Source organism: Streptomyces sp. NBC_01352, from assembly GCF_036237295.1.
GTDB classification, from domain to species: Bacteria; Actinomycetota; Actinomycetes; order Streptomycetales; family Streptomycetaceae; genus Streptomyces; species Streptomyces plumbiresistens.
The window spans coordinates 406,276-430,813 of the sequence record NZ_CP108354.1 but is presented as its reverse complement, the minus strand read 5'-3'; the positions used below and the strand labels follow the sequence as shown (position 1 = coordinate 430,813).

Annotated in this window: 23 protein-coding genes and 2 pseudogenes; 7 read left to right on the top strand and 18 right to left on the bottom strand. The window is 68.6% G+C overall.

The features are described 5' to 3' along the window. Positions 1–121: 121 nt before the first annotated feature. The 3 genes from OG252_RS02190 (at position 122) to OG252_RS02180 (ending at position 3,337) form a co-directional block, all read left to right on the top strand. A complete protein-coding gene (locus OG252_RS02190; protein WP_266452359.1) occupies positions 122–706 on the top strand; it encodes a TetR/AcrR family transcriptional regulator in 585 nt (194 codons plus the stop codon). 651 nt (positions 707–1,357) lie between these two features. Beyond that, positions 1,358–2,083 (top strand): TetR/AcrR family transcriptional regulator, encoded by a 726-nt coding sequence (locus OG252_RS02185; RefSeq protein ID WP_329333253.1) that lies wholly within the window; start codon positions 1,358–1,360, stop codon positions 2,081–2,083. A gap of 507 nt (positions 2,084–2,590) precedes the next feature. After that, positions 2,591–3,337 carry an SDR family NAD(P)-dependent oxidoreductase gene (locus OG252_RS02180; RefSeq protein WP_266452363.1) on the top strand — a complete coding sequence of 249 codons (747 nt, stop codon included), beginning with the start codon at positions 2,591–2,593 and terminating at the stop codon, positions 3,335–3,337. Positions 3,338–3,391: 54 nt separating this feature from the next. Here the strand turns inward: OG252_RS02180 and OG252_RS02175 are convergent. Next, a pseudogene (locus OG252_RS02175) lies at positions 3,392–3,724 on the bottom strand (IclR family transcriptional regulator domain-containing protein); the annotation flags it as partial. Positions 3,725–3,836: 112 nt separating this feature from the next. Here OG252_RS02175 and OG252_RS02170 point away from each other — a divergent pair. Beyond that, complete coding sequence (locus OG252_RS02170; protein WP_329333251.1) at positions 3,837–4,562, top strand: TetR/AcrR family transcriptional regulator; 726 nt, start codon at positions 3,837–3,839, stop codon at positions 4,560–4,562. Between the two features lie 35 nt (positions 4,563–4,597). Here the strand turns inward: OG252_RS02170 and OG252_RS52270 are convergent. The 13 genes and pseudogenes from OG252_RS52270 to OG252_RS02110 form a co-directional block, all read right to left on the bottom strand. Continuing rightward, a pseudogene (locus tag OG252_RS52270) lies at positions 4,598–4,891 on the bottom strand (nuclear transport factor 2 family protein); the annotation flags it as partial. A 21-nt stretch (positions 4,892–4,912) separates the two neighbouring features. Beyond that, positions 4,913–5,863 carry a PDR/VanB family oxidoreductase gene (locus OG252_RS02165; protein ID WP_266452367.1) on the bottom strand — a complete coding sequence of 317 codons (951 nt, stop codon included), beginning with the start codon at positions 5,861–5,863 and terminating at the stop codon, positions 4,913–4,915. 13 nt (positions 5,864–5,876) lie between these two features. Continuing rightward, the gene (locus OG252_RS02160) at positions 5,877–7,169 is read right to left on the bottom strand and encodes a Rieske 2Fe-2S domain-containing protein (protein WP_266452369.1); all 1,293 of its coding nucleotides are present in this window, start codon (positions 7,167–7,169) and stop codon (positions 5,877–5,879) included. A gap of 268 nt (positions 7,170–7,437) precedes the next feature. Further along, entirely contained in the window at positions 7,438–7,686 is a 249-nt protein-coding gene (locus OG252_RS02155; protein ID WP_266452371.1) for a hypothetical protein, read from the bottom strand. A gap of 537 nt (positions 7,687–8,223) precedes the next feature. Next, positions 8,224–8,346, bottom strand: a complete 123-nt coding sequence (locus tag OG252_RS02150; protein ID WP_329333246.1) for a hypothetical protein — start codon at positions 8,344–8,346, stop codon at positions 8,224–8,226. Positions 8,347–8,435: 89 nt separating this feature from the next. Next, the gene (locus tag OG252_RS02145) at positions 8,436–9,311 is read right to left on the bottom strand and encodes an oxidoreductase (protein ID WP_266452375.1); all 876 of its coding nucleotides are present in this window, start codon (positions 9,309–9,311) and stop codon (positions 8,436–8,438) included. An 86-nt stretch (positions 9,312–9,397) separates the two neighbouring features. Continuing rightward, on the bottom strand, positions 9,398–10,156 hold the full coding sequence (locus OG252_RS02140) for an IclR family transcriptional regulator (protein WP_266452377.1): 759 nt from the start codon (positions 10,154–10,156) through the stop codon (positions 9,398–9,400). An 18-nt stretch (positions 10,157–10,174) separates the two neighbouring features. Continuing rightward, positions 10,175–10,411: a hypothetical protein gene (locus OG252_RS02135; RefSeq protein WP_266452379.1), complete on the bottom strand. Its 237-nt coding sequence runs from the start codon at positions 10,409–10,411 to the stop codon at positions 10,175–10,177. 119 nt (positions 10,412–10,530) lie between these two features. After that, positions 10,531–11,721, bottom strand: coding sequence for a cytochrome P450 (locus OG252_RS02130; protein WP_266452381.1), 1,191 nt, complete (start codon positions 11,719–11,721; stop codon positions 10,531–10,533). A gap of 10 nt (positions 11,722–11,731) precedes the next feature. After that, positions 11,732–12,874, bottom strand: coding sequence for an NAD(P)/FAD-dependent oxidoreductase (locus OG252_RS02125; protein ID WP_266452383.1), 1,143 nt, complete (start codon positions 12,872–12,874; stop codon positions 11,732–11,734). Continuing rightward, on the bottom strand, positions 12,871–13,065 hold the full coding sequence (locus tag OG252_RS02120; protein WP_069758255.1) for a ferredoxin: 195 nt from the start codon (positions 13,063–13,065) through the stop codon (positions 12,871–12,873). The genes OG252_RS02125 and OG252_RS02120 overlap by 4 nt, the downstream gene beginning before the upstream one ends. An 801-nt stretch (positions 13,066–13,866) precedes the next feature. Then, positions 13,867–16,086, bottom strand: a complete 2,220-nt coding sequence (gene katG, locus OG252_RS02115; protein WP_266452386.1) for a catalase/peroxidase HPI — start codon at positions 16,084–16,086, stop codon at positions 13,867–13,869. A 33-nt stretch (positions 16,087–16,119) separates the two neighbouring features. Continuing rightward, on the bottom strand, positions 16,120–16,557 hold the full coding sequence (locus OG252_RS02110) for a Fur family transcriptional regulator (RefSeq protein ID WP_266452388.1): 438 nt from the start codon (positions 16,555–16,557) through the stop codon (positions 16,120–16,122). 1,221 nt (positions 16,558–17,778) lie between these two features. Between OG252_RS02110 and OG252_RS02105 the strand changes: the two genes are divergently transcribed. The 3 genes from OG252_RS02105 (at position 17,779) to OG252_RS02095 (ending at position 20,600) form a co-directional block, all read left to right on the top strand. Next, positions 17,779–18,189 (top strand): GlcG/HbpS family heme-binding protein, encoded by a 411-nt coding sequence (locus OG252_RS02105; RefSeq protein WP_329333238.1) that lies wholly within the window; start codon positions 17,779–17,781, stop codon positions 18,187–18,189. 102 nt (positions 18,190–18,291) lie between these two features. Next, positions 18,292–19,521, top strand: coding sequence for an alpha-hydroxy acid oxidase (locus OG252_RS02100; protein WP_329333236.1), 1,230 nt, complete (start codon positions 18,292–18,294; stop codon positions 19,519–19,521). 326 nt (positions 19,522–19,847) lie between these two features. Next, the gene (locus OG252_RS02095; protein WP_329333234.1) at positions 19,848–20,600 is read left to right on the top strand and encodes a dienelactone hydrolase family protein; all 753 of its coding nucleotides are present in this window, start codon (positions 19,848–19,850) and stop codon (positions 20,598–20,600) included. Between the two features lie 273 nt (positions 20,601–20,873). Here the strand turns inward: OG252_RS02095 and OG252_RS02090 are convergent, their stop codons facing one another. The 4 genes from OG252_RS02090 to OG252_RS02075 all read right to left on the bottom strand — a co-directional run bounded on the left by OG252_RS02090 (position 20,874) and on the right by OG252_RS02075 (position 24,472). Then, entirely contained in the window at positions 20,874–22,067 is a 1,194-nt protein-coding gene (locus OG252_RS02090) for a cytochrome P450 (RefSeq protein WP_329333232.1), read from the bottom strand. A 16-nt stretch (positions 22,068–22,083) separates the two neighbouring features. Next, positions 22,084–22,761, bottom strand: a complete 678-nt coding sequence (locus OG252_RS02085; protein WP_329333230.1) for a CoA transferase subunit B — start codon at positions 22,759–22,761, stop codon at positions 22,084–22,086. Beyond that, positions 22,761–23,543 (bottom strand): CoA transferase subunit A, encoded by a 783-nt coding sequence (locus OG252_RS02080; RefSeq protein ID WP_266452401.1) that lies wholly within the window; start codon positions 23,541–23,543, stop codon positions 22,761–22,763. The genes OG252_RS02085 and OG252_RS02080 overlap by 1 nt, the downstream gene beginning before the upstream one ends. Before the next feature lie 125 nt (positions 23,544–23,668). Then, positions 23,669–24,472 (bottom strand): SDR family NAD(P)-dependent oxidoreductase, encoded by an 804-nt coding sequence (locus OG252_RS02075; RefSeq protein ID WP_266452403.1) that lies wholly within the window; start codon positions 24,470–24,472, stop codon positions 23,669–23,671. Positions 24,473–24,538: the final 66 nt, after the last annotated feature.

The window sequence follows — 24,538 nt, the reverse complement described above, 5'->3', positions numbered from 1 at the left end:
TCCCCGGCCTACGGGGCGGTGGTGCCTGGATTGGCGAGGTCTCCCTCATCTGTGAGACAGTATGTATCGAAGAGAGTTTGTGAGTCAACATGTCTCATAGAAGTCCCGGGAAAGGTGCCAGATGCCGCGTACCAACGACGATCCCCGCGCCCGCCGCAGCCGCGCCGCGGCGCTGGCCGCCGCCACCGAACTCCTCGTCGAAGGAGGACCGGAACGTGTCACTCACGCCGCTGTCGCCGAGCGGGCCGGAGTCGGTCGCGCCACCGTCTACCGGCACTGGCCGGACCAGCAGTCCCTCCTCTTCGACGCACTCGCCAACGACGTCCGTCCTCTGCTCACCTTCGACGAAGGCCCGGTCCGCCACCAGTTGGTGACCCAGCTGGAGCAAATGGCCGACTGGCTCAACCAGCCCGTCGCCGTATCGGTCATCGCCACCGTCGTCGAACGGGCCGAGCGGGACGAGGACGTACGGCGCATCCGTGAAGAGATGTTCGGCCACGCCGACGAGCACTTCGCGGGCGCGCTCGCCGCCGCCGTCGAGCGCGGCGAATTCCGTCCCGGTGTCGAGGAACACGCCAGAGAAGTGGTCTCCCGGATTCTCGGCCCCCTGCTGTTCCAGCGGTTCATGCTCGGCGCACGACTCGACAAGGACACGGTGATCAGTTCGGTCGACGCCGCGCTCGCCCCCTGGCTGCCGAACGCGTGATGGCCCGATGCGAAGCAGCGGGCCATCACGCATGCTGCTCTAAAGAGCTCGGGGGAGTGCGCTCCGGACATCGGCGGCAGCGCCAGACAGGTGGCCGCCACTGCGGCCCAGTGGAGCTCATGCCCGCAGCCGGTCCGCGAGGAAAGCCGAACAGCCTCGCCGAGGCCGGCCGGGAGCGGCTACGGGCTTGGGATGGGGGAGGTCGAGGAACCGCGCCGGGAGCGGGATCCCCAGCCGCTCATGGCGGCGTCCTTCGAATGGGCGAGCTCGGCTGCGGCACGCGCCCGGGCCCGTGACGAACCGGTGCAGCGCATCGCCCTCTCCCGTCGTACTCCGTCGTGGATCTTGGTAGGACGGCGGCCCCTCTCTGGCGCCGTGCGCCGGCAGTGGGAGAGACGGGGCGGTGTGGAGACGGCAGAGCGCACCGGGCTGTCTGCGCGGCGCATGCGGCTGGGCCGAGTCCGGATAATGCAGAGCGAGCGCCCTCGGTCGATCATCGTGACGTGTTCCTGCCCTTGCGGCAGTGGGCCGGGACCGTCAGATGACTCAGCAGTCGAGGGTGCTTGGGCCCGTGCGGGACCGGGCGCCCCTGTCCGCCCATGTTGTGTTGGTCGGGCTGAGTGGATCAGGCAGGGCGGTTATATTCGGAGGGTGATCGACAAGGACGGGCATGCTTCTGAGTCGGCGGGGCGGCGGCGTCATCGGCGTTCGGCTGATCCCAGGCGTCGGCATGATCCGGAGTTGACGCGTCAGAGCATCATGGACGCGGCGAACGAGGAGTTCGGCGAGCACGGCTTCAAGGGCGCCCGTGTGGAGCGGATCGCTGCCGCGGCCGGGGTGAACCATTCGTTGATCACTTACCATTTCGGTGGCAAGCAGGGTCTTTACGATGCTGTCACCGAGCGGTGGATCACTAAGGGCGCGACCATGATGAGCGGTGCGGAGCCGTTCGCCGAGATCGTCCGGGACTTCGTGCGCTGGGAGCACGACGAGAAGGTGTCGATCATCCGCACGCTGGTCCGCGGGGAACTCGAGGGCAATCCCCCGCCTCCCGAGGCGTGGGCGGCCCGGCTGCTCGACGTCGTCGACGAGACCCGGAGAAGGCAGGCCCGGGGTGAGATCCGGGCCGATCTGGATGTCGGTGCGTTGACGCTGGCGTTCTTCACCGCGGGGATGGCGCCGGAGATCCTGCCGCAGCTGGCCGCGACCGTCACCGGCGCGGATCCGGCCTCCCCGGAGTTCATCGACCGCTATGCCGAACAGCTGGCACGCCTGGTCCACACACTCGCCGAGGCTCCTCAGGACGGACCGGGGAGCCGGACGGTCCCCCCGCAAGGTGCCGGCGAGACGCAGGACGAGGACCACCCCGGCAACTGAGGGCGCCCCAACTCCGTGGGCGTCCTGAGCGCTTGAGGGCATCGACCTGGTGTTCGTTCGACCAGCTCGTCGACACGGTCCGCCGCACTGGTCCGCAGGGGGCCGCCTCGCCGTGGACGAGCACACGGTTCGGCCGGTGCTTTCCCGCCGTATGGGTTCCTCACCTGCGCCTTGATTCACGCATCCTGTGTTCCCTCCGATGCCTCTGTTGAAGGGACGAAGACTGGCGGGGGCGTCAGCTGAACGGGGTGTGCCGAAACGGATTCCGTTGAACGAAAACCGCTGTGTCGCCGCGAGCGGAAGCCACGCACCATGAGGGGCAAGGGGCTGCGTCGCATGCCTGGCTGCGGGGTGAGGTGCGTCGTTCGTCGAGGACACGGCGTTCGGCCTCTCCCGCCGATCGAGCCGGGGAACGCGTGCCGGGCCACTGGTCTTGAGGGGCCGAGCGGATGGCTGTGCGGGCAACGCTCAGGAATATCTCCGGCCCCACGGAAAGGGAGTTGAGTCATGGCGGGACGTCTGGCGGGAAGAATTGCCGTGGTGACCGGCGGTAGTGCCGGGATCGGTCAGGAGATCGCCCGGAAGCTGTCGTCCGAAGGAGCCGACATCGCGGTTGCCGATGTCGACGCGGCGCACGATACGCAGGAGTTGGTCGAAGGGAACGGCCGGCGGTTCATCAGCACGAAGGTCGACGTCTCCGACGCGGCTCAGGTGAACGCCTTCGCCGCGGAGGTCCGGGACGCGCTCGGCCCCGTCGACATCCTCGTGAACAACGCGGGCATCGTGCCCTTCGCCGGCATCGACGACGTGACGCTCGAGCAGTGGAACCGGACCTTCGCGGTCAACGTGACCGGAGCCTTCTTGACGGCCAAGGCGTTCCTCGAGGACCTCAAGCAGTCCACCGCCGGTCGAGTGATCAACATAACGTCCGGTAGCTACTGGGTGAGTCCGCCACCATTTGTCGCGTACGTCTCCTCCAAGGGTGCCCTCAACGGGTTCACCAACGTGCTGGCGGCCAACCTGGCGGAACACGATGTCACGGTCAACGCGGTCTCTCCCAGTCTGGTCCCCACAGCCGCCGCGCTCCGGAGCGCGGACGAGGCGTTCTTCGACATGACCGTACAGATGCAGGATCTGAAGCGACGACAGAGCCCGACGGACGTCGCCAACACCGTGGCGTTCCTGGCCTCCGACGAGGCCGCGTTCATCACCGGCCAGATCCTCGCCGTCGACGGAGGGCTCACACGTCGCTGACAGCACGCCTTCGTAGCGCGCGCAGGTGCTGGTGGGAAGGCGCCGTGAGATGGCGTCCGCGGCTCGGCGTACCGCGGGTGCCAGCCGGTTCATCTGCTCCGCTTCCGGTGCGAGAACGCCGAGTGCCGCGATGAACCGGCGCTCGGCGTCGAAGACCGGCGCGGTGACCGATGCTGTTCCGGCTGTGAGTTCACCTTGTGAGTATCCGATCCGTGCGTGCCGCACCTTGATCAGCTCGGCTTCCAGTCGGCCGGGGCCGGCGATCGGCCGCGTGGTGTACCGGCGTGGCGATGCGGACCGCGGGACGGCGCGGACGCCGGCGCCGTAGGCACGTCCTGGGCGCCGTAGCCCTGGATCCAGCCGCTGCTCACCGGCGGGACAGGACATGGCCAGTGCCGCTCGCCCCAGTGGCGACACGCTGGCCGCATCACGTCGGTCTGTCCGCCCATGTTGTGCTGGCCAGGCTGAGTGGATCAGGCAGGGCGGTTATATTCGGAGGGTGATCGACAAGGACGGGCATGCTTCTGAGTCGGCGGGGCGGCGGCGTCATCGGCGTTCGGCTGATCCCAGGCGTCGGCATGATCCGGAGTTGACGCGTCAGAGCATCATGGACGCGGCGAACGAGGAGTTCGGCGAGCACGGCTTCAAGGGGGCCCGTGTGGAGCGGATCGCTGCCGCGGCCGGGGTGAACCATTCGTTGATCACTTACCATTTCGGTGGCAAGCAGGGTCTTTACGATGCTGTCACCGAGCGGTGGATCACCAAGGGCGCGACCATGATGAGCGGTGCGGAGCCGTTCGCCGAGATCGTCCGGGACTTCGTGCGCTGGGAGCACGACGAGAAGGTGTCGATCATCCGCACGCTGGTCCGCGGGGAACTCGAGGGCAATCCCCCGCCTCCCGAGGCGTGGGCGGCCCGGCTGCTCGACGTCGTCGACGAGACCCGGAGAAGGCAGGCCCGGGGTGAGATCCGGGCCGATCTGGATGTCGGTGCGTTGACGCTGGCGTTCTTCACCGCGGCGATGGCGCCGGAGATCCTGCCGCAACTGGCCGCGACCGTCACCGGCGCGGATCCGGCCTCCCCGGAGTTCATCGACCGCTATGCCGAACAGCTGGCACGCCTGGTCCACACACTCGCCGAGGCTCCCCAGGACGGACCGGGGAGCCGGACGGTCCCCCCGCAAGGTGCCGGCGAGACGCAGGACGAGGACCACCCCGGCAACTGACGGCGCCCCAACTGCATATGGACCAGCTGCCACCCGGCCTCGTTGAGCACCCACACCCGCGTGGTGGCGTCCTGGACGGCGAACGGCGCGCGGTCGGGGAAGTAGGCGACGTGCATCTCCTGCAGACTGCTCACGATCGCCACCCCGTCGAACCGTTGCAGTGTGACGTCGTATGTCTTGATCTCTTTGATCCAGCCCATGTCGGCCGTGTGCTGGAGGAAGGTCTCCGCGCCGTCGATATGCCCTGCTGCGGCGTGCACGACGACGCACTCGGGGTGCATCAGACGGCGCATCACATGCCGCACAGCGGCGGTCACGGCCTCAAGCCACGAGGCTTCAGCCCGGTTCGGTCATAGGTCCAGTTCCAGGATGGGCGAGAGCGCCCGGGACGAGCAGGTCGCGAACATGCCTTCTGCGTGCTCGCCGGCGGTGAGCACCTCGTCGCGATGGTCGGGGTCGCCCGCCAGTACCCGCACGACACAGTCCCCGCAGATGCCCTGCTGGCATGAGTACGGCGCGTCCACGCCCTTCTCCAGCAGCACATCGAGCACGCTGCGCCCCTCGGGGACGAGGTACTCGGCCCCCGTGGAGGCCAGGCGTACGGTGAAGCCGCCCGAGCCGCCCGTACCGGGTTCCGTGACGGGCCGGGTGCTGCTGAACCGTTCCTTGTGCAGAACATGCGGTGGCCAGCCCAGCGCTTCGGCCTTGCCCAGCACGTAGTCCATGAACCCCGCCGGGCCACAGACGTAGGCCGCCGTGTCCAGGTACGGACCGCCGAGGTCGCGCTCCATGTCCAGCATCTGCTCCGGGTGTTCGTCATCGAAGTGAAAGGCGACGCGGGGGTTGCCTGTCAGCTCCGACACGAAGGCCGCGCGAGCGCGGCTGCGCGCACAGTAGTGCAGCGTGTAGTCGCCGCCCGCCTGCTCGAGGTGACGCACCATCGCCAGCAGCGGGGTGATACCGATGCCGCCTGCGATCAGCAGATGCCGCTGGGCCGTGACGAGGGGGAAGCGGTTGCGCGGTGCCGAGATCCGCAGCCGGTCGCCCACCCTGAGCGCGTGCATTGCCCACGAACCGCCGCGGGACTGAGGCTCCTTCAGCACGGCCAGGCGGTACCGTCCGCTCCCGGGCGGCCCGCACAGCGAGTACTGGCGGACCAGTCCCGAGTCGGTCAGCACATCGATGTGCGCGCCCGCGGTGTAGGCCGGGAACTCGGCCCCCTCGCCCGGGGCGAGGTCGATCACCGCGACATCGGGGGTCGCGAGGAAGTGGGAGACGACCACCGCTTCCGTCCACGTCACAGCCAGTCTCTCCTCAGGCTCCGGCCGCGGGAACAGCCGCCGCGGTGTCTTCCACTGTCCCCGTGGACACCGTGTACACCCCGGAGTCGACATGGCGCGGCGGCTCCTCCGTCATGCTCACGTTCAACGGGTCCCGGCCGGCCGCCACGTCGTCGATCATGGACTTCAGCATCCTGCGGAGCATCACCACGCCGCGGTCGGTGGTCGCCAGGGTCTCCTCGGAGTGCATCGGGATCGCTCCCTGAGACCCCTGTGCCTCACCGTCACCGGGGAATCGCTGGCGTTCCTCTTCGGTCAGTTCCCACGGATTCTTGCCGTTCTGCGTGAGCCCGAAGGCGAACCGGGCCAGGCGCTCGGGATCGCTGGAACGGATGGAGAAGAACACCCGGTGGTGCGTGTCGTCCATCGGGACTACCCACATGATGTGGTCGGGCCGCTTGTCAGTGGGCAGGTCCACGTAGTCCGGCAGCCCGAAGACGTTCGGCATGTGAAGTTCCACGCGGAAGGTCCGCACTCGCGGGTCGCCGTTCTCCGCCTTGTCCCGGATCAGCTCGTCGTACTTCGCTCCGAACTCCGTTTTGGTGTACGAGATGCTGTCCTGGAAGCCGTCGGGATCGTAGAAGTTCTCGGGGAGGCCGGTGGTGCCCGTGCCCAAGGCCTGGTAGCCGCTGTGCGTGGAGTGCAGCCAGCTGACGTGCGAGGGGTCGAGCGCGTTCTCGTACATGTTCAGCCAGCTGAAGTCGGACACCACGCCGGTCGGGGGCAGCCCGGGAATGGGCCACGCGGCGTAGTACTGGTCGCCCTCTTCCAGGGGTTCAAGGGCGGTGTAGCGGGGGAGGGCGGGCTTGCGCTCGGGCGGTCCCATGTAGACGAACACGAGGCCGTACCGCTCCTCGACCGGGTACCACGGCTGGCGCGCGGCGTCGCGGCGGCGGCCACGGTCGGGTTCGAGGGCCTGCTCCAGGCAGTTCCCCCGGACGTCGAACTTCCATCCGTGGTAACAGCAGCGGATGCCGTCCTGCTCGACACGGCCGTAGAACAGGCTGCTGCCGCGGTGGGCGCACCGCTCGAAGACGACGCCGGGCCGGCCCTGACCGTCACGGAAGACGACCAGGTTCTCGCCCAGAACGCGCGTACGGTGCGGAACGTCGCTGGTGAGCGTCGCCGACGTCGCGATCGGGTGCCAGTACCGCCGCAACAGCTCGCCCATCGGCGTGCCCGGGCCGACTTCGGCCAGCCTTGCGTCGTATGACGGTGTCTTGCGGCCGTAACCGGTACCGGTGTCCGCAGGGGTTGTTTCAGTCATGTCGATCTCCTCGACGTTGAGGGACAGCTAAATGCCGACGGAATGTCGTCACCGTCGCCTTCGAGCGCCACGGTGAGTGGTCCTCCGGCGAGTGGGAGGTTCTTCAGGTGTTCCGCCCGTCGGTGTGCCCGTCGGCGAGCCGGGTGCGGATGGGGATTGGTCGCCACGGTCGTGGGCCCGGTGACCCTGCCGGCACTGCCACGGCCGGCGCGGCGACGCCGGCCGCCCGCATGATGCCCCCGCTCAGATGTGTGCGGTTCGGTGAATGTCAGCCATACCAGTGCTCTTTGCGCAGGTGCCGGTCGAAGCACAGACCGGGGGTGAGGGCAACGCCCCGTCGCCCGGTGCCCGTTGCATCACGCGACGACCAAAGGTTCGCGGTGTCGACATGGCTCGGTCCGGTGCCGTCGGCACCGAGCACGACCGTCATGACACCGCCGCGATGGACCACGACGCCGGCGATTCGTTTGCCCTCGGTGGCGCTGAGCGCGATGTCGTAACTGAGCGGTTCCCTCATGGCGTTACCTCTCCTCGGGCGGAATCGCGGATTCCCGGCCGGGTCGCACTCGCGTGCTGCTGATCAGGCACTTGGGGTTTCGGACCTCGCGCGGCTCCACGCTGTGGAGCTCGCGACACCTGTGACGGACAGGGGGATGGACAGCCGACGACGCGGCGCTGTCGGGCAGGCCTTGTCGACCGCCCTACCTCTGCTCGAACGGCAACGTAGCACCGCGAAGTCCCTTCGCTTAATACTTCTGACAAAAGTTTGTCAGAAAATTCGCGCGGGCCGACGGCTCTCCGGTGGCAGCCCGGTCCAGGACGCCCGTGCGGCCCTGCGCAGCGCCGCGCGCGGGATCACCTGTCGACCAGCGATCTTCTTCAGAAGCCATGCGCCTGCTCGGCTCCCCTGCCAAGACCAGGTGCCGGCGGCTTCGGCGAGCGGTTCTGATCCATGTCTCGAAGAGTGGTGACAGAACGTCCGGCACCCAGAACGTCCGGCACCCGTCCGCAGAGTGATGGGACGCCGCTGACGACATCTCACGTGGAGGGTGGCTCATGCAGATTCGTCGTCGAAGGCATGCGCGCGCGGACCGGGCCCGAACTCCCCCTTCAGCCGCTCCCAGGGGTCGGCCGCCTTCAGACGCAGGCGCCCCCGTGTCTCCTGCTCCTTGGACATCACTCCGTCCCCGTGTGCAGACGGCTTGAGGACGTCGTACCGGACGGATCAGGAACCGTCATTGCCTGACAGACCCCACGAGTTCAACTTCAGCGCGGACTCATGACGAAGCTTGTATCGGTCAGTTCCTCGGACAGTGCCCAGAGGCGCTTCGCCGCCGCCGGATCGCTCGCGGCCGCGGTCGGGCTGACCAGTGCCGGGCCGCCGCGCATCCCCGAGATGCCGCCCGGCCCGACGTAACTCGCACCGGGAAGATCCTCGGTCGCGGCGAAGAGCGTCGGCAGGGCACCGGCCTCGGCATCCTGCGCGACCACCCGGATGAACATGCGCAGCATCGGTTTTGGGGTGCGCAGCAGATTTGTCGCCGCGAGGCCGGGATGCGCGGTGAGCGCACGCACAGGTGATCCGATCTCGCTGAGCCGTCGCTGCAATTCCAGCGTGAAGAGCAGGTTTGCCAGCTTGGACTGGCCGTAGGCCTTCCGGGCGTTGTAGTCGCCGGTGAGGTTCGGGTTGTCGAAGTTGATTCCGTTCACCCAACGGTGCGCAGCGGCGGAAACCGTCACGACACGGTCGGTGATGTGCGGCAGCAGCAGATTGGTGAGCGCGAAGTGGCCGAGGTGGTTGGTGCCGAAATGCGTCTCGAAGCCGTCCTGCGTGCGGCCTTCCGGCGCCATCATCACGCCCGCGTTGTTGATCAACAGGTCCAGATCGCCATCCCAGGACGCGGCGAACTGACGCACTGAAGCAAGGTCGGCGAGGTCGAGGTGGCGGACCTCGTGGCTGCCTGGGACCGCGGCTGCGGCCATCCTGCCCTTGTCGAGGTCGCGCACGGCGAGCACCACGTGCGCGCCGGCTGCGCCCAGCGCCTGGGCTGTGGGTATGCCCAGGCCGCTGTTCGCGCCGGTGACGACCGCGGTGCGGCCGGTCAGGTCAGGCATGTGGCTGATCTTCCAAGTGGCCGACATGGACTGCTCTTTTCGCTTCGGTGGGTCGGCTCGCGGACTGACGCGAGCGAGCCTTTCGCTCATAGGAATCAGGCTCGAGGAGAGCGTCAGGTACTGGTGGGAAGGCGCCGTGAGATGGCGTCCGCGGCTCGGCGTACCGCGGGTGCCAGCCGGTTCATCTGCTCCGCTTCCGGTGCGAGAACGCCGAGCGCCGCGATGAACCGGCCCTCGGCGTCGAAGACCGGCGCGGCGACCGATGCTGTTCCGGCTGTGAGTTCACCTTGTGAGTATCCGATCCGTGCGTCCCGCACCTTGATCAGCTCGGCTTCCAGTCTGCCGGGGCCGGCGATCGTCCGCGTGGTGTACCGGCGCAGCGATGCGGACTGCAGGACGGCGCGGACGCCGGGGTCGTCGGAGTAGGCCAGGATCACCTTTCCCACGCCGGTCGCGTGCAGGGGGAGGCCGCCGGCCACCTCCGCCACGTTGGCGACCGCCCGGGGCCCGGTGACCTTGTCGACGCACACGGCCTGGTGGTGGCCGGCGACGGCGAGGTGAACGACGGCATGGGTACGGGCTGCGAGTGACTCCATGACTGGGTGTGCCGCGCGGCGCAGGCCACGCTGTCGGGGTGCGGCGGAGCCGAGTTCCCACAGTGCGGTTCCGATCTGGAGAGTGCCGTCGTCGTTCCGCTCCAGGGCGCCCTCGGCCATCAGTTCGCGTGTCAGCCGGTAGGCGGTCGCCACCGGGATCTGTGACCGGCGTGCGAGTTCCGTGAGGGTCACTGGGGCGGTGCCGTGCTGGCAGGCATGCAGAATCGCGAAGACACGGCTGGTGCTGCTACGGCCCGGCTCATTGGAGGTGGGCATGATTTCGCCGGTGACGGCTCAGGCCGCTGGCAGGCGGAGCAGTCGGTGATCGGCCTTGCAGGACGCGGGCGCGACGGTGGCGCGGATACGCTTCTCAGGATCGCCGGCGTGCCCCCAACCGACGGTGCCCTTGGTGCCGGGCTCGGCCTCGGCGTCGAGGATCGCGGCGTGGACCTCGCCCGCGATCGTTCGGGGCCGTTGGATCTCACAGCAGGTTTCGCCCGGCATGTTCTGCCGCAGCGTGGTTTCAGTCATGTCCATCTCCTCGTCGTTGAGGGAGAGTGAATGCAGGCGGATGTCACAGCCTTCGGGGTTCTTCGAAGAATTTCGTCAGCGGAGTCCGTCAGGAGCGCAGTCGGGCGCTGCGGTGCACCTCAGAGCACGACGTCGAGTCGAGCCGGGCGGCGGGTCAGCAGGAGGCCCTCAGGCGGCTCGCGGTGGTAACCGGGGGCGAGCCGCAGTTCGGGGAAGCGTTCCAGCAGGTGTTCCAGGACGACGCGGGCCTGCAGCCGGGCCAGTGGTGCGCCGAGGCAGGTGTGGACGCCGTAGCCGAAGGCCATGGTGGTGGCCTGTCCCGCCGGGCGGTCGAGCGAGTAGTCCGCCGCGTCGGCGCCCCAGGCCCGTTCGTCCCAGTTGGCCGACTGGAGGCTGACGGCCAGGCGGTCGCCGGGTTCGACGGGGCAGCCGGAGATCTCCCGCTCCTGTGTCACCGTGCGCAGCACGTACTGCAGGGGCGCGTCGTGGCGCAGCGACTCCTCGACCGCCGCCGGGACGAGGGAGCGGTCGGCGAGCAGCCGTTCCCAGTGGCTGCGGTCGGCGAGCAGTTCGTGGAGAAGGTTGGTGATCAGACTGGCGGTGGTGTCCGTGGCGGCCACGATCAGCTGGAAGGCGTGGATGACGGCCTCGACCGGAGTGAACGGCGGCTCGCCGTCGGCTGGGTGCGCGAGACCGTCCAGGACGCCGTCCCCGGTGGCCGGGGCGGCGGCCCGGGCGGCGAACTGCTCTCCGAGGTAGCGGGTGAGTGCCACGAACTCCGGCATGTCGATCGGCATCTTCGGGAGGATGTCGTCGATCGCGTCGGCCCACTGGTGCAGGCGCTCCCAGTCCTCCTCCGGCAGACCGAGGAAGGCATACACCACCCGGGTCGGTACCTGACGGGCCAGGTCGTGGTGGAGCTCGGCCTTCTGGCCGGGCTGCCACGCGTCGAGGACGTCGGTCACTATCTCGCGGACGCGCGGTTCCTGCTTGCGGATCACGGCCGGAGCGAACCAGCGCCTGAGACGGGCGCGCAGTGCCGTGTGGTCGGGCGGGTCCAGCATGGTGATCGTTGCCGCCGGCAGGTCGGCTGTCGTGGCGGCGCCTTCCAGGCTGAAGTTGTCGACGGACGAGTACGTCTCGGGGTCGGTGAGGATGCCCCGTACGTCGTCGTGGCGGGCGAGGAAGTGCACGCCGGGGCGCGGCTGGGACACCGGGCAGCGGTCGCGGGCTTCGGCGAGCCGGGCCGCGGGATCGCCGTGGTGGGCAGGGTCGAGCGGATCGTACGGGGCGAGGTGCGGGAGAGCCATGGTCGCGTCCTTACGTATGGGCTTTCGCACTGGCAGGTACCGGTGCTGGTACTCCGGCTCCGAGGCGCTTGAGTTTGACGACGGGGAGTCGGTGATTGACTGCCACGGCGGTGGCCGTGCCCGCGTCGCGGCGCCATCTCAGCAGAACACTGCGGTCGTCCACCGACCCGGCGACGACTTCGGGAGTTCCGGCGAGCGGGAGTTCACCGCTGATCTTGATGTCGAGTCCCGACTGCTCGGTCCAGAAATAGGGGTCCGGCCGGTACGGGCGCGCCGCCTCGCCGTGCAGCAGGCTTGCCGCGGCCATACGGCCTTGCTCGACGGCGTTGGTCCAGTGGGGAGTTCGGCGTCCCCCACGCGATACGACGTCTCCGGCGGCGACGATGCCTGGGGCGACGCGGCAGCGCGCGTCGGCGACCAGGCCGCCGGCGGCGTCCAGCTGGAGGCCGGAGTCCTTCAACCAGTCGGTGTTGGGTACGTCGCCCGCCGCGCAGACGATCACGTCGGCCTCCAGGACCGAATTCCCGCAGCGCACACGGTGCTCATCGAGTACGTCGACGCCGTCCGGTGCGACCCGGACCTGTATGCCGTGGTCACGGGCGGCTGCGACGGCGAGATCGGCCAGCCACGGCCCGAGCAGCCTGAGCAGTGGCGGGAGGAGGTCGACGACGGTGACCTCCAGGCCGAGTGCGCGGCAGGTGCCGGCGACCTCCATGCCAAGGAAGCCGCCTCCCAGCACGATCGCACTGCGGGCCGGGGCCAGCCGGGTGGCGAGGGCCGAGGCGTCGTCCAGGGTGCGCACCACCAGATCGCTGTCGCCGGTGAGTCGGCGGGCCCGGGCACCAGTGGCGATCACCAGCCCGTCGTACGGCATGCCGGTGCCGTCGGCCGTTGTCACCAGACGGCGGTGCGTGTCGAGCCGCGCTGCCCGTGATCCGCTGCGGAACTCGATGTCCTCACTCGGGAGCGGCAACAGGGCCGACTCCACGGACTCACGGCCTGCCAACACGCCTTTCGAGAGTGGAACGCGCGAGTAGGGTGGATGAGGCTCCTCGGAGACAACGGTCACCTGGCCGTCGTATCCCTCGGTCCGCAGGCTCTGCGCCGCCGTGACCGCGGCGATGGACCCACCGACCACGATGACCCGTCTCACGGCTGGACCTTCAACGCCGCGACGGGACATACCCGAACGGCGGCCGCGACGACACTCTCGTGTTCCGCGACCACCTCGTCACTGGTCAGATGCAACTCGCCCTCATCGTCGAGCCGAAACACCTCGGGCGCGGTCTGCTCGCACAGCCCATGGCCCTCGCAGCGGTCGAAGTCGACCACGATGCGGGTCATCTCAATGTCCTTCCATGCGTACGGTGACGGGGAACGAAGCCGCGGCGGTCGCACCGCCGGGCTGGTTCCAGGCCTGCCGACCTCCGCCGACGAACGGCGGCCGAGGTGACCCCAGGGCTCCGCGAAGGTGTCGTTGAAGAACCGCTCGATCAGACGGGGGTGGGGGTGACGTCTCTTGGGAAACCGCGGTCGGCGCCGTGGACCAGGGGGTGCTTCTCCGTGCTCGAGGTGGCCAGCGCGTCGAACAGCCTGCGGCGCTGCGCGCGATGCCGTAACTCAGGGGGCCCTTCATGACATTGCCCTTTCGTGGGGCGGCATCGTGGATTCTCGGCCGGCGGGCACTCGCGTGCTGCTGACGAGGTCCGGCCGGGGATTTGCACCTCGTGCGCCTGCGTCGTGGTGTGCCCGATGCCACTCTGTCCGCAGGGGATGACAGCCGACCGTGCGGGTCTGTCGAGCGAGCCGTACCAGCCGTCCCACCTCTGCTTGACCGGCAACGTAGCACCGAGATGGCGCTTTGATTAATACCTTCGACAAAAGTTTGTCAGAGCGGTCTGCTGCGGGTCGAGGCTTGGGAGATCGTATTCGGTACGGCACCGAACGGAGCCGAACCCCGAGGGCTGTGGCCCGGGCTCGTATGCGACACCTCTGGCGGAGCGCCTCGCCCATAGTCGCCCCGCCCTGGTCGGTGGGTCGCCGTGTGGGCCCGCCGGCGCGGCCGTCGAAAAGGGCGGCCGTCAGGACATCCGAAACGTCAGGGTCGGCGCGTGCGGGCCGACCCTGACGTCGTGATCGAAACGGTCAGACAAGGTCGAATCGGTCGAGGTTCATGACCTTTTCCCACGCCGAGACGAAGTCCTTCACGAACTTCTCCTTCGCGTCATCGCTCGCGTAGACCTCCGCGAGCGCGCGCAGCTCCGAGTTGGACCCGAAGACCAGGTCGGCACGGGTTCCAGTCCACTTGACGGCATCCGAGGCGTCTCTGCCCTCGAAGCTCGTCCGGTCCTCGGAGGCCGACTTCCACGTCGTGCTCATGTTGAGCAGGTTGACGAAGAAGTCGTTGGTCAACTTGCCCTGGGTGTCGGTGAAGACGCCGAGTTTCGAGCCGCTGTAGTTGGCGCCGAGCACGCGCAGGCCACCGACCAGGACCGTCATCTCGGGCGCGCTCAGGGTGAGCAAGTTCGCCCTGTCGAGCAGCAGGTACTCGGCCGGCAGTCGGTTGCCCTTGCCAAGATAGTTGCGGAACCCGTCGGCGGTCGGCTCGAGCGCGGCGAAGGACTCCGCGTCGGTGTGCTCCTCGGTCGCGTCGACGCGACCCGGGGTGAAGGGCACGTCGATGTCGAAACCCGCCTTCTTGGCGGCCTTCTCCACGGCCGCCGAGCCGCCGAGCACGATCAGGTCGGCCAGGGAGACCTTCTTGGCGCCGGTGTTGAACTCCTGCTGGATGTTCTCCAGGGTGTGCAGGACCGTCGCGAGCTGCTCTGGGTCGTTGACCTCCCAGCCGCGCTGTGGCTCCAGACGGATACGGGCGCCGTTGGCGCCGCCGCGCTTGTCGCTGCCGCGGAACGTCGAGGCCGACGCCCACGCGGTGGAGACCAACTGTGCGACGGTCAGGCCCGAGTCGAGGAGCTTGGCCTTGAGGGCCGCGATGTCCGCGGCGCCGATGACCTCACCCTCGGGTTCCGGCAGCGGGTCCTGCCACAGCAGGGTTGCTTCCGGGACCTCCGGGCCGAGGTACAGCGACTTCGGGCCCATGTCGCGGTGGGTCAGCTTGTACCAGGCTCGGGCGAAGGCGTCCGCGAACTCCTGGGGGTTCTCGTAGAAGCGGCGGGAGATCGGCTCGTAGACCGGGTCGAAGCGTAGCGACAGGTCGGTGGTGAGCATGTTGGGGGCGATCTTCTTCGAGGAGTCGTGGCCGTGCGGCACCGTGCCCTCGCCCGCGTCGTCCTTCGGCTTCCACTGCTTGGCGCCGGCCGGACTCTCGGTCAGCTCCCACTCGTAGCCGAAGAGGTTCTCGAAGAAGCTGTTGTCCCACTGCGTGGGCGTGCTGGTCCAGGTGACCTCAGGGCCGCCGGAGATGGTGTGCGCGCCGTTGCCGGTGCCGAAGCTGCTTTTCCAGCCGAGGCCCTGCTCCTCCATGGAGGCGGCCTCCGGGGCGGCGCCGACGTGGTGCGCGGGGCCGGCGCCGTGGGTCTTGCCGAAGGTGTGGCCACCGGCGATCAGCGCGACGGTCTCCTCGTCGTTCATCGCCATCCGCCGGAAGGTCTCACGTATGTCGCGGGCCGCGGCGATCGGGTCCGGATTGCCGTTCGGGCCCTCCGGGTTGACGTAGATGAGGCCCATCTGGACGGCGCCGAGCGGGTTCTCCAGCTCGCGGTCGCCGGTGTAGCGCTGGTCGTCGAGCCAGGTGGTCTCGGGACCCCAGTACACGTCCTCCTCCGGCTCCCAGACATCCGCACGGCCGCCGCCGAAGCCGAACGTCTCGAAGCCCATCTGCTCCAGCGCGACGTTGCCGGCGAGGATCATGAGGTCGGCCCAGGAGAGGCTCTGCCCGTACTTCTTCTTCACCGGCCACAGCAGACGGCGGGCCTTGTCGAGGTTGGCGTTGTCCGGCCAGCTGTTCAGCGGGGCGAAGCGCTGCTGGCCGGCGCCGGCACCGCCGCGGCCGTCGCTGATGCGGTAGGTGCCCGCGCTGTGCCAGGCCATCCGGATCATCAGCGGGCCGTAGTTGCCGAAGTCGGCGGGCCACCAGTCCTGCGAGGTGGTCAGCACCTCGGCGATGTCCCGCTTGGCGGCCGCCAGGTCGAGGGCGTTGAACGCCTCCGCATAGTCGAAGTCATCGTTGAGAGGGTTGGTCACGGCCGGGTTCTTCGCAAGGATCTTCAGGTTGAGCTGCTCCGGCCACCACTGACGGCTTCCGCCGCCCTGGGTCGGGTGCGGGGCGCGCCCGTGCGCCACCGGGCACTCGTCGGTGCCCTCCGTTTCGGCGTCGGTGACGATCGCATCGGGGTTCTCGGACATGCAGAGTCCTTCCGGATATTCGGATCTCGGTGCTCAGATACTGCTGGCGGGGGAACAGTCGGGGCACAGGCCCCAGTAGATGACCTCGGCTTCGTCGATGGAGAAGCCGCGGTCATCGGACGCGGTCAGACAGAGGGCATCGCCGACCGCGCAGTCGACGTCGGCGACGGCTCCGCACGACCGGCACACGAGGTGGTGGTGGTTGTCCCCGACGCGGCCCTCGAACAGGGCCCGACTGCCGGCCGGTTCGACACGGCGTATGAGTCCCGCCGCGGTGAGGGCGTGGAGGGCTTCGTAGACGGCTTGAAGAGAGATATGTCCCAGGCGATCACGAACCCGGGAGGCGATCGCCTCGACGCCGAGGTGGTCACCAACCCGGATGGTCTCGAGCAACGCGACCCGGGCGGCCGTCACCCGCATGCCGGCACGGCGCAGCTCCTCTGCTGTGGCCGGATTCTGGGATGCGGTCATGACGCGGTATCTACTTTCGTAAAGTCAGTGAACGAATGGCTCAAGGTTGGTGCGCCGCGTCAGGCGACGTTCACTTCGGCGTGGCATCACGTGCCGCCTGCAACCGGCGGCTATCGGCCGCTCACTCCAGGGGACAAGCCGTTTGCGCGACCGACCCCAGTGCCACCCGGAGGCGAGGTCAACGGTTGACCCTGACCGCGGGCCGCCCGCACGCGTTCACCGACAGGGCCTTGCCGCCCTCATAGGTCACCCGCACGATCTCGCAGCCGTGTCCCCGCTGGTCGGCGCAGGGAGGGTCGTCGGGGAGCTGACCGTGCCGACTGACGGGTTCGGGTCGGGGGGCCAGCGAAGATCGGGGTGTTCCGGGCCGGAATCCCCGGCGGTTAAGCGGAGTTGGGACACCAGGTTGGGCATGTCCTCTACCCGGCCTGCGAAGTAGATGGCTGGTGGCCGGACCCAACCAGTTCGACAACTGGCGTGCCCGACGGCTGCCGGAGTGTGGGTGCACGACCGGCAGGTCGGCGGTGCCCATCTTGGCCTGGCCAGCCTCGGCCGGCCGGCGATCACCATCACTCGGTGGCCGCGGGGCCGCTCCATTTCCGTGCGCCGCATCGCCGCACCATCGCGTCAGGGATTCATGATCGAAACGCAATGCTCCCACTCCTCGTCGCGCGCCGATGGTGCACTGACTCGTGGAGCGTCGGCGGCATGATGTCGAACAGCACACGGGGACGATTGATGAGCGGCGGTGCCGCTTCTCGACCGTCGCTCGCGGACCACGGACAGCAACCATAGCCTCCCTGACAAAAGTTTGTCAGAATTGTTCAGTGAAGCGAGTTGCGGTGCTACGTTGTTCGCGAAGCGGAAGCGGGGCGGTACGTGATCCCCGGTCCGGCGGCGCCGAGTCCTTGGTCGTCGCCCTCTGAGAGAGCGTGACGACCGCGGAACCTCGCCGTGAGCGGGGACACGACTACGCCTTGGTCGGTGCGGCAGCGGATGGGTCGTGCTGCTACGCGACTTCCGGCCGGCTCTGGCTCTGATCCTCTCGCCCGATGGAGGCCGGCCGAGCGACGCACGGATGCCCCGGCCGACTTGGGCAGCCAACGACAACGCCTCCGTCATCGTTGGTGCCGGGAGGCATGCGGTCTTACCACTCTTGAGGCTACGAAACCGGTCGCGAGTCCGGTAACACGCAGGGAAGGGAACGATATGAGGGAACCGTTGAGCTATGAGATCGCGCGCCGGGCCGCGGAGGCGGTCCTTGAAGCGGCACGCGCCGAGGGCGAGCGAGTTTGCGTCTCCGTGACCAACCGGAGCGGTATCACGAAGGTCATTCTCGCTGATGACGGCGCTGGACCGATCGCGGTCGAGACGTCCCGCCTCAAGGCTTACACCGCCGCGGTGATGGGCGTATCGACCGCCGAGTTCGCCAAGTTCGCCGCGGAGCCGGTACTGCAGGCGTGTCCGCCTCATCTGGTGGACAGTCAGCTGCACCCGGTGCCGGGGGGATACCCGATCGTCACGGACGACGGCGAAGTCATCGGCGGCATCGGGGTGGGCGGGGCCCATGGAGAGGTCGACGCTCGCGTCGTCGGCAAGGGGCTGAAGAGCGTCGCCGACCTACTGACCTGAGGGATGACCGCAGCTGGAGAAGAGGGCGATCGGGGACGTCCTCCTAGGCAGGGTATGGCACGCGATATGCCCAGGGCGTGCCGGCAGAAGGGATGAATCACATTGACCGCCAAGGTGCACCGTCGCCTGCTGCGCCCAGCCGAGCTTCGTGAGCTGTTGCGCCCCGCTCCGGTCCAACTCACCGGCCTGGAACGACGGTTGTCGCGAGCGGCTTCCATCGCCGACCTTCGCGCGCTCGCGCGACGACGGGCGCCCAGGGCGGTCTTCGATTTCGCCGACGGCGGGGCCGGCGTGGGTGAACTCGCGCTGCGTCGAGCTCGTGAGACGTTCCGGCGCATCGAGTTCCATCCTTCGGCGCTGCGGGACGTCTCCCATGTGAGCGCGGAGACGATGATCCTCGGCAAGCCGTCCGCCCAGCCGTTCGCGTTCGCTCCCACGGGTCTTACTCGCATGATGCACACCGGAGGGGAACGAGCCGTCGTCGCCGTCGCGGAGCAGGCCGGGATTCCCTATGCCCTCTCCATGATGGGCGGTACCACGATCGAGGAAACAGCGCGGGCGGGCCCTCAGGCGCGGAAGTGGTTCCAGCTGTTTCTGTGGCGGGATCGGGGCCGCGTCAAGGATCTGGTCGACCGTGCGGCAGCGGCCGGGTACGACACGTTGATACTCACCGTGGACACCCCGGTCGCCGGGACTCGGCTGCGCGATGTCCACAACGGGCTCACCGTGCCGCAGCAGCTCACGTTGCGCACCTTCGTCAACGGAGCCCTTCACCCGCGCTACTGGTTCGATCTGCTGACCACCGAGCCACTCACGTTCGCCAACGTGGCGGCCTCCGAGGGCACGGTCGCCGACCAGATCGACCGCGTCTTCGATCCCGCGATCACGATCGCCGACCTCGAATGGCTCCGCGGCCACTGGCAGGGCAGTCTTGTGGTCAAGGGCATCCAGTCGGTGTCCGATGCCCAGCGGGTGGTGGACGCCGGAGCGGACGGCGTCGTGCTCTCCAGCCACGGCGGGCGGCAGCTGGACCGCGCCCCCGTACCGGTCGAGTTGGTCCCGGCGGTGCGCGAGCGGTTGGACGGGCGGGCCGAAATCCTGGTCGACACGGGTATGACGACCGGTGCTGACATCGTGGCCGCCCTGGCGCTGGGCGCCGACGCCGCGCTGGTGGGTCGTGCCTTCCTCTACGGCCTGATGGCCGGCGGTCAACGCGGGGTCGCTCGTGCCGTGGAGATCCTGGGCCGTGAGGTCGTCCAGACCATGGCACTGCTCGGGGTCAACAGCGTCACCGAACTACGCCCGGAGCACGTCTCGATCCGCTTCCCCTGACCACCGGCGCGAGCGCGCCAGGCGCGTAAGGCGAGACGATCGGGCCGGATCCTGCGCCTCTCCTACAGTGCCCACCACGCAAGGGCTGTGTCTGCCTGCTCCCTCGTCCGGTAGATCCCGGCCACCTGCGCCGGCCAACGCGACCCCCTCGTTCATACGCCCGGTCGGCCCGGAGCGTCACCGCCGGGCCCTGGCGGTCACCGCACCGCGTGGCCCTCGGCAGAGGCCAGGTCGCCTGCGCCGTAACAGGGCGGCTGCCTTCGGGCCCCGAGGATGACCCACTTACTGACAACTGTCCATGAAGCTCGGTAGAGAGTAGTGAGAGTATGGCCGACGAGATCAGTACCCCCAGCGCTGCCGGCGTCCCGTTCGCCGGCGAGAACGTCAATGTGGCCGGGCTGAACGCGTACCAGTCCCGCCCGCTGGGAGGCTCCACAGGCGGCATGTTGCTGTTGCCCAGTGTCAACGGGATCTCTCCGCAGTTGCGCGAGTTCGCCGACGGCCTGGCCGCCGCCGGAGTCACCGCGCTGTCCTGGGACCTCTGGCGCGGTCGGCCCGGCAGCGATGACCTGTCACAGCTGGAGACCCAGTTGCAGTGGGTGTCGGAGCTGAAAGACGAGTCCAGTCTGACCGAAATGGACCAGCTGCTCGACCACATGTTTGACGAGCTCGGTTGTCGACGGGTCGGAGTGATGGGCTGGTGCGTGGGCGGCCGGTTCGCGCTGCTGCTCGGTGGACGGGACAGCCGGTTGGCGAACGTGGTCGCCTATCACCCCACCGTGCCGGACACCCCGGCACCGAACCACACCCTGGATGCCACGGAGTTCACCGCCCGGATCGCCGCGCCTACCATGATCCTCTATCCAGGGGCGGACGAGGTGGTGTCGGTGGAGAGCTTTCGCCGACTGCAGGCCGCCCTGAACTCGCGGACCACCGGGCCGAGCATCGCGCATGTCTACCCCGGAGCCAGGCACGGATTCACGGGCCGGGCACAGCAAGGAGACCCGATCAACAAGGCGGCCACCGACCTGTCCTGGCCCCAGGTCATCGCGTTCATCCGGGCCACCACCCTTGTCTGAACGGACCCGTTCCCGCGCCTCGTCGGTGTCTTCGGCAGTGATCACCCGGTCCTGAAGACGGTCGGCCTTCCTGGGTGTTCGGCGACCGCGAACGCGGAACCGACGCAGCCGGGGGCAGGTCGTCCCCATCGGCAATTCGCCTTCGAGCGGGACATCCACGATCGCTCCGATGACCGAGCCCCCTTCCGCGGATCTGCGGAAGGGGGCTCGGTCCTGCGGTCAACGCCCCGTACAACTCGTGGCCGCACGGCGCGCGGGCGGCCTCGATGTCCGCTACCTGGATGCTCTCGGCGTCACGGTGACCGGGAGGCTTTCCAGACCCCGGATGACGTTGTTGAGGTGCCGCCGTGGCGGGCCGGCCAGCTGGATCGTCTCTGCATGATCCAGCAGCGCCGACAGGACCGCGTTGGCCTCCACCCGTGCCAGTCCCTGGCCGGCACAGGCGTGCACGCCGGAGCCGAACCCGACGTGGTCCATCGGCGCTCTGCCGATGTCGAACGTGTCCGGCTCCGGCCACTTGCGCGGATCCCGGTTCGCGGAACCGAACAACATCGCCACCCGAGCCCCGGCCGGGATCGTGGCGCCGTCGATCTCGACCGCCCGCGTCGTGCGGCGGAAGAACGTCTGCACCGGTGACTCGAAACGCACGACCTCCTCGAAAGCGGAACGGAGCAGGGTCCGGTCGGCGCGCAGGGCTGTCCAGGCGGTCGGGTGCTCGGCGAACAACCACAGCGCGCTGCTGATCGCGTTGATCGTCGTGTCCATGCTCGCCACCAGGTACGCCCGCAACAGCCGTCCCACCTCGTGCTCCCCGATCACGCCCCGATCGGCCGCCTGGTACAGCGCCTCGCCCCAGCCACCTGGCGTAAGGGTGTCGCGGTTCATCATCGAGATGAGCTTGTCGAGCAACCGGTCGGAGACCTGCACCGACGCCGTCGTCCGCTCGTTGAGAGGGCCGAAGGTGTTGAAGAACGCGTCGGCGAAGACGAGCACCTCGTCCCGGGCACGTAGGGGCATCCCGATCAGATCCGCCACCACCGTGAGCGGGAACACGCGCGCCAGATCGCGCACGACGTCGAACGAACCGCGGGCCACCACGGACTCGACCAGTTCGGTCGCGCGCCGGCCGATGTCGTCCTTGAGGCTCGCCAACGCACGCGGGGCCAGGCTCTCCGACAGCACAGAGCGCAGCACGTCGTGTTCCGGCGGGTCCGTCGCCAGCACACCACCCCGGCGGCGTTCGTTCAACGACGGCTCATAGCCCACGCTGTCCACGGAGGAGAACCGTTCGTGGTCGCGCAGCGCCGCCCGTACGTCTTCGTACCGGGGCAGGGCCCAGCAGTCGTAGCGTTCCAGGTACACGGCGGCGCCCGTCTCCCGCAGCACCGCGTAGGCGGGGTAGGGATCGGTCAGGACCTCGTCGGCGAAGATGTCCACATCGGACACCGGAGTAGCGGCCGTAGTCATCGTTGACTCCCATCATTCATCGCGGTGAACCGCACCCGCTCGTGTGTGAAGCCTCATTCGGGCCGCCCGCCTGCAAAGGTGACCCGGTCCGCGCCGCGACGTGTTCGGAGGTGACGCCGGGTGCCGTTTCGGCCAGGACGAGGCCGTCGGGGGTGACGTCGAGGACGCCGAGGTCGGTGATGATCCGGTGCACGCAGCGTTCGCCGGTAAGGGGTAGGCCGCACTCCTTGACGATCTTGGGGCTGCCGTCCTTGGCGGTGTGCTCCATCAGGACGATGACGCGGCGGGCGCCGTGGACGAGGTCCATCGCGCCGCCCATGCCCTTGACCATCTTGCCGGGGATCATCCAATTGGCGAGGTCGCCGTGTTCGGAGACCTGCATGGCGCCGAGGACGGCGGTGTCGATGTGGCCGCCGCGGATCATGCTGAAGGACAGCGCCGAGTCGAAGTAGGAGGCGCCGGGCAGGACGGTGACGGTCTCCTTGCCCGCGTTGATCAGGTCAGGGTCGACCTCGTCCTCTGTCGGGTAGCGGCCGGTGCCGAGGATGCCGTTCTCGGAGTGCAGGACGACGTGCACGTCCGGTGGCAGGTGGCCGGGGACCAGGGTGGGCAGGCCTATGCCGAGGTTGACGTAGGAGCCATCGGTGAGTTCGGCGGCGGCGCGGGCGGCCATCTGGTCGCGGGTCCAGGGCATCAGACGGCCACCGTCCCCCGTGTCGGGGACGCGGACGTCACCACGCGTTCGATCTGTTTGTCGGCGGCCTGAGCGGCCGTCAGTTCCACCACGCGCTGGACGAAGATGCCAGGTAGGTGGATCTCGTCCGGACTCAGCTCACCTGGCTCGACGAGTTCCTCCACCTCGGCGACGGTGATCCGACCGGCCATCGCTGCCAGTGGGTTGAAGTTGGCGGCCGCCTTGCGGAAGACGAGGTTTCCGTGGCGGTCGCCGCGCCAGGCGCGTACGAGAGCGAAGCCGGTGGTGATCGCGTGCTCCAGGACGTACGTGCGGCCGTCGAAGTCCCGGGTCTCCTTGGGCGGGGAGGCCACTGCGACCGTGCCGTCGGCCGCGTACCGCCAGGGCAGTCCGCCCTGGGCGACCTGCGTGCCCACCCCGGCGGGGGTGTAGAAGGCTGGGACGCCCGCGCCGCCCGCGCGCAGGCGTTCGGCCAGCGTGCCCTGCGGCACCAGCTCCACCTCCAGTTCGCCCGACAGGTACTGGCGGGCGAACTCCTTGTTCTCGCCGACGTAGGAGCCGGTCACGCGGGCGATGCGGCCGGCGGCCAGCAGCATGCCCAGGCCGTGGCCGTCCGTCCCGCAGTTGTTCGACACGACCTTCAGGCCGGTGGCGCCCCGGGTGTGGAGGGCCTTGACGAGCACCGTGGGAACACCGCTGAGGCCGAAGCCGCCGACGGCGAGTGACGCCCCGTCCGGGATGTCGGCGATCGCCTCCGCGGCGCTGGTGCTGACTTTGTCCACAAGGAGTCCTTCTGGGAGCTTCGTTTCCGCCCAGGAGCGCCGGCCACAATTGACCGGCCGTGGTCGGTGACGTGGCAGGCCTGCGTGGTGCTGCTTCTGGTAACCGACAATTCGACGCGCCTGTCTCAGGCGCCGATCATGTTGAAGCCGCCGTCGGCGTTGAGGTACACGCCGGTCATGTGGGCGGCGTCGTCGGTGGCGAGGAAGAGCGCGGTGCCCGCGAGTTGGGCCGGGCCGGGGATGCGGCCCATCGGGGTCTTGGCGATCATGTCCTCGCGGCGGCCGGACTTCCAGTCCTCGCGGCCCAGGAGTGTCTCGGTCTCGATGAAGCCGGGTGCGAAGGTGTTGACCCGAACGACGGGGGCGAGCGCCTGTGCGTAGGACTTGGTGATGCCGAGGATGCCGTACTTGGCGGCGGCGTACTGCGGAGCCCTCGCGCTGCCGCGCACGATGACGGTGGAGCCGATGTTGACGATCGCGCCATGGCCCTGGTCCAGCATCCGGGAGCCGAACTCGTGTGTGCAGAGCATGGTTCCCTTGATGTCCACGGCGAGCACGTGGTCGATGGACTCCTCGGTGAGATCGTGCCAGGACATCTGGTCGCTAGCCACGTCACCGACGTTGTTGACCAGCACGTCCAGGCCGCCGAACTGGATGAAGACCTCCTCGGCCATGCGGATCACATCGGTGTGGACGGCGATGTCGGCCTGCACGGTGAACGCCTCGCCGCCGACCTCCTTGATGCGGGCGACGGTCTTGTCGGCTCCGGCGGCGGAGCTGCGGTAGTGGACGGCGACGTTGGCGCCCTCCTGGGCGGCGCGTACGGCGATCTCTGCGCCGTAGCCGGTGCCGGCGCCGGTGACCAGGACGGTGCGGCCTTCGAAGCGGCGGGGGATCTGCGTGCTGTGGGCGGGGTTGCGCTCGGACATGGAGGTCCTTGTCTGCGATGGTCGGACGCGGGTTCCGGGGGCGGGGGTGATAGAGAACAGTCGGCG

What these genes read in the sequence shown, in the direction of transcription:
- OG252_RS02140 (WP_266452377.1), bottom strand. Translation starts at nt 10,156, where the DNA reads ATGCCCACCTCCAATGAGCCGGGCCGTAGCAGCACCAGCCGTGTCTTC.
- OG252_RS02150 (WP_329333246.1), bottom strand. Translation starts at nt 8,346, where the DNA reads ATGTCCAAGGAGCAGGAGACACGGGGGCGCCTGCGTCTGAAGGCGGCC.
- OG252_RS02075 (WP_266452403.1), bottom strand. Translation starts at nt 24,472, where the DNA reads ATGTCCGAGCGCAACCCCGCCCACAGCACGCAGATCCCCCGCCGCTTC.
- OG252_RS02135 (WP_266452379.1), bottom strand. Translation starts at nt 10,411, where the DNA reads ATGACTGAAACCACGCTGCGGCAGAACATGCCGGGCGAAACCTGCTGT.
- OG252_RS02145 (WP_266452375.1), bottom strand. Translation starts at nt 9,311, where the DNA reads ATGTCGGCCACTTGGAAGATCAGCCACATGCCTGACCTGACCGGCCGC.
- OG252_RS02120 (WP_069758255.1), bottom strand. Translation starts at nt 13,065, where the DNA reads ATGACCCGCATCGTGGTCGACTTCGACCGCTGCGAGGGCCATGGGCTG.
- OG252_RS02190 (WP_266452359.1), top strand. Translation starts at nt 122, where the DNA reads ATGCCGCGTACCAACGACGATCCCCGCGCCCGCCGCAGCCGCGCCGCG.
- katG (WP_266452386.1), bottom strand. Translation starts at nt 16,086, where the DNA reads ATGTCCGAGAACCCCGATGCGATCGTCACCGACGCCGAAACGGAGGGC.
- OG252_RS02085 (WP_329333230.1), bottom strand. Translation starts at nt 22,761, where the DNA reads ATGCCCTGGACCCGCGACCAGATGGCCGCCCGCGCCGCCGCCGAACTC.
- OG252_RS02180 (WP_266452363.1), top strand. Translation starts at nt 2,591, where the DNA reads ATGGCGGGACGTCTGGCGGGAAGAATTGCCGTGGTGACCGGCGGTAGT.
- OG252_RS02155 (WP_266452371.1), bottom strand. Translation starts at nt 7,686, where the DNA reads ATGAGGGAACCGCTCAGTTACGACATCGCGCTCAGCGCCACCGAGGGC.
- OG252_RS02130 (WP_266452381.1), bottom strand. Translation starts at nt 11,721, where the DNA reads ATGGCTCTCCCGCACCTCGCCCCGTACGATCCGCTCGACCCTGCCCAC.
- OG252_RS02095 (WP_329333234.1), top strand. Translation starts at nt 19,848, where the DNA reads ATGGCCGACGAGATCAGTACCCCCAGCGCTGCCGGCGTCCCGTTCGCC.
- OG252_RS02110 (WP_266452388.1), bottom strand. Translation starts at nt 16,557, where the DNA reads ATGACCGCATCCCAGAATCCGGCCACAGCAGAGGAGCTGCGCCGTGCC.
- OG252_RS02090 (WP_329333232.1), bottom strand. Translation starts at nt 22,067, where the DNA reads ATGACTACGGCCGCTACTCCGGTGTCCGATGTGGACATCTTCGCCGAC.
- OG252_RS02160 (WP_266452369.1), bottom strand. Translation starts at nt 7,169, where the DNA reads ATGACTGAAACAACCCCTGCGGACACCGGTACCGGTTACGGCCGCAAG.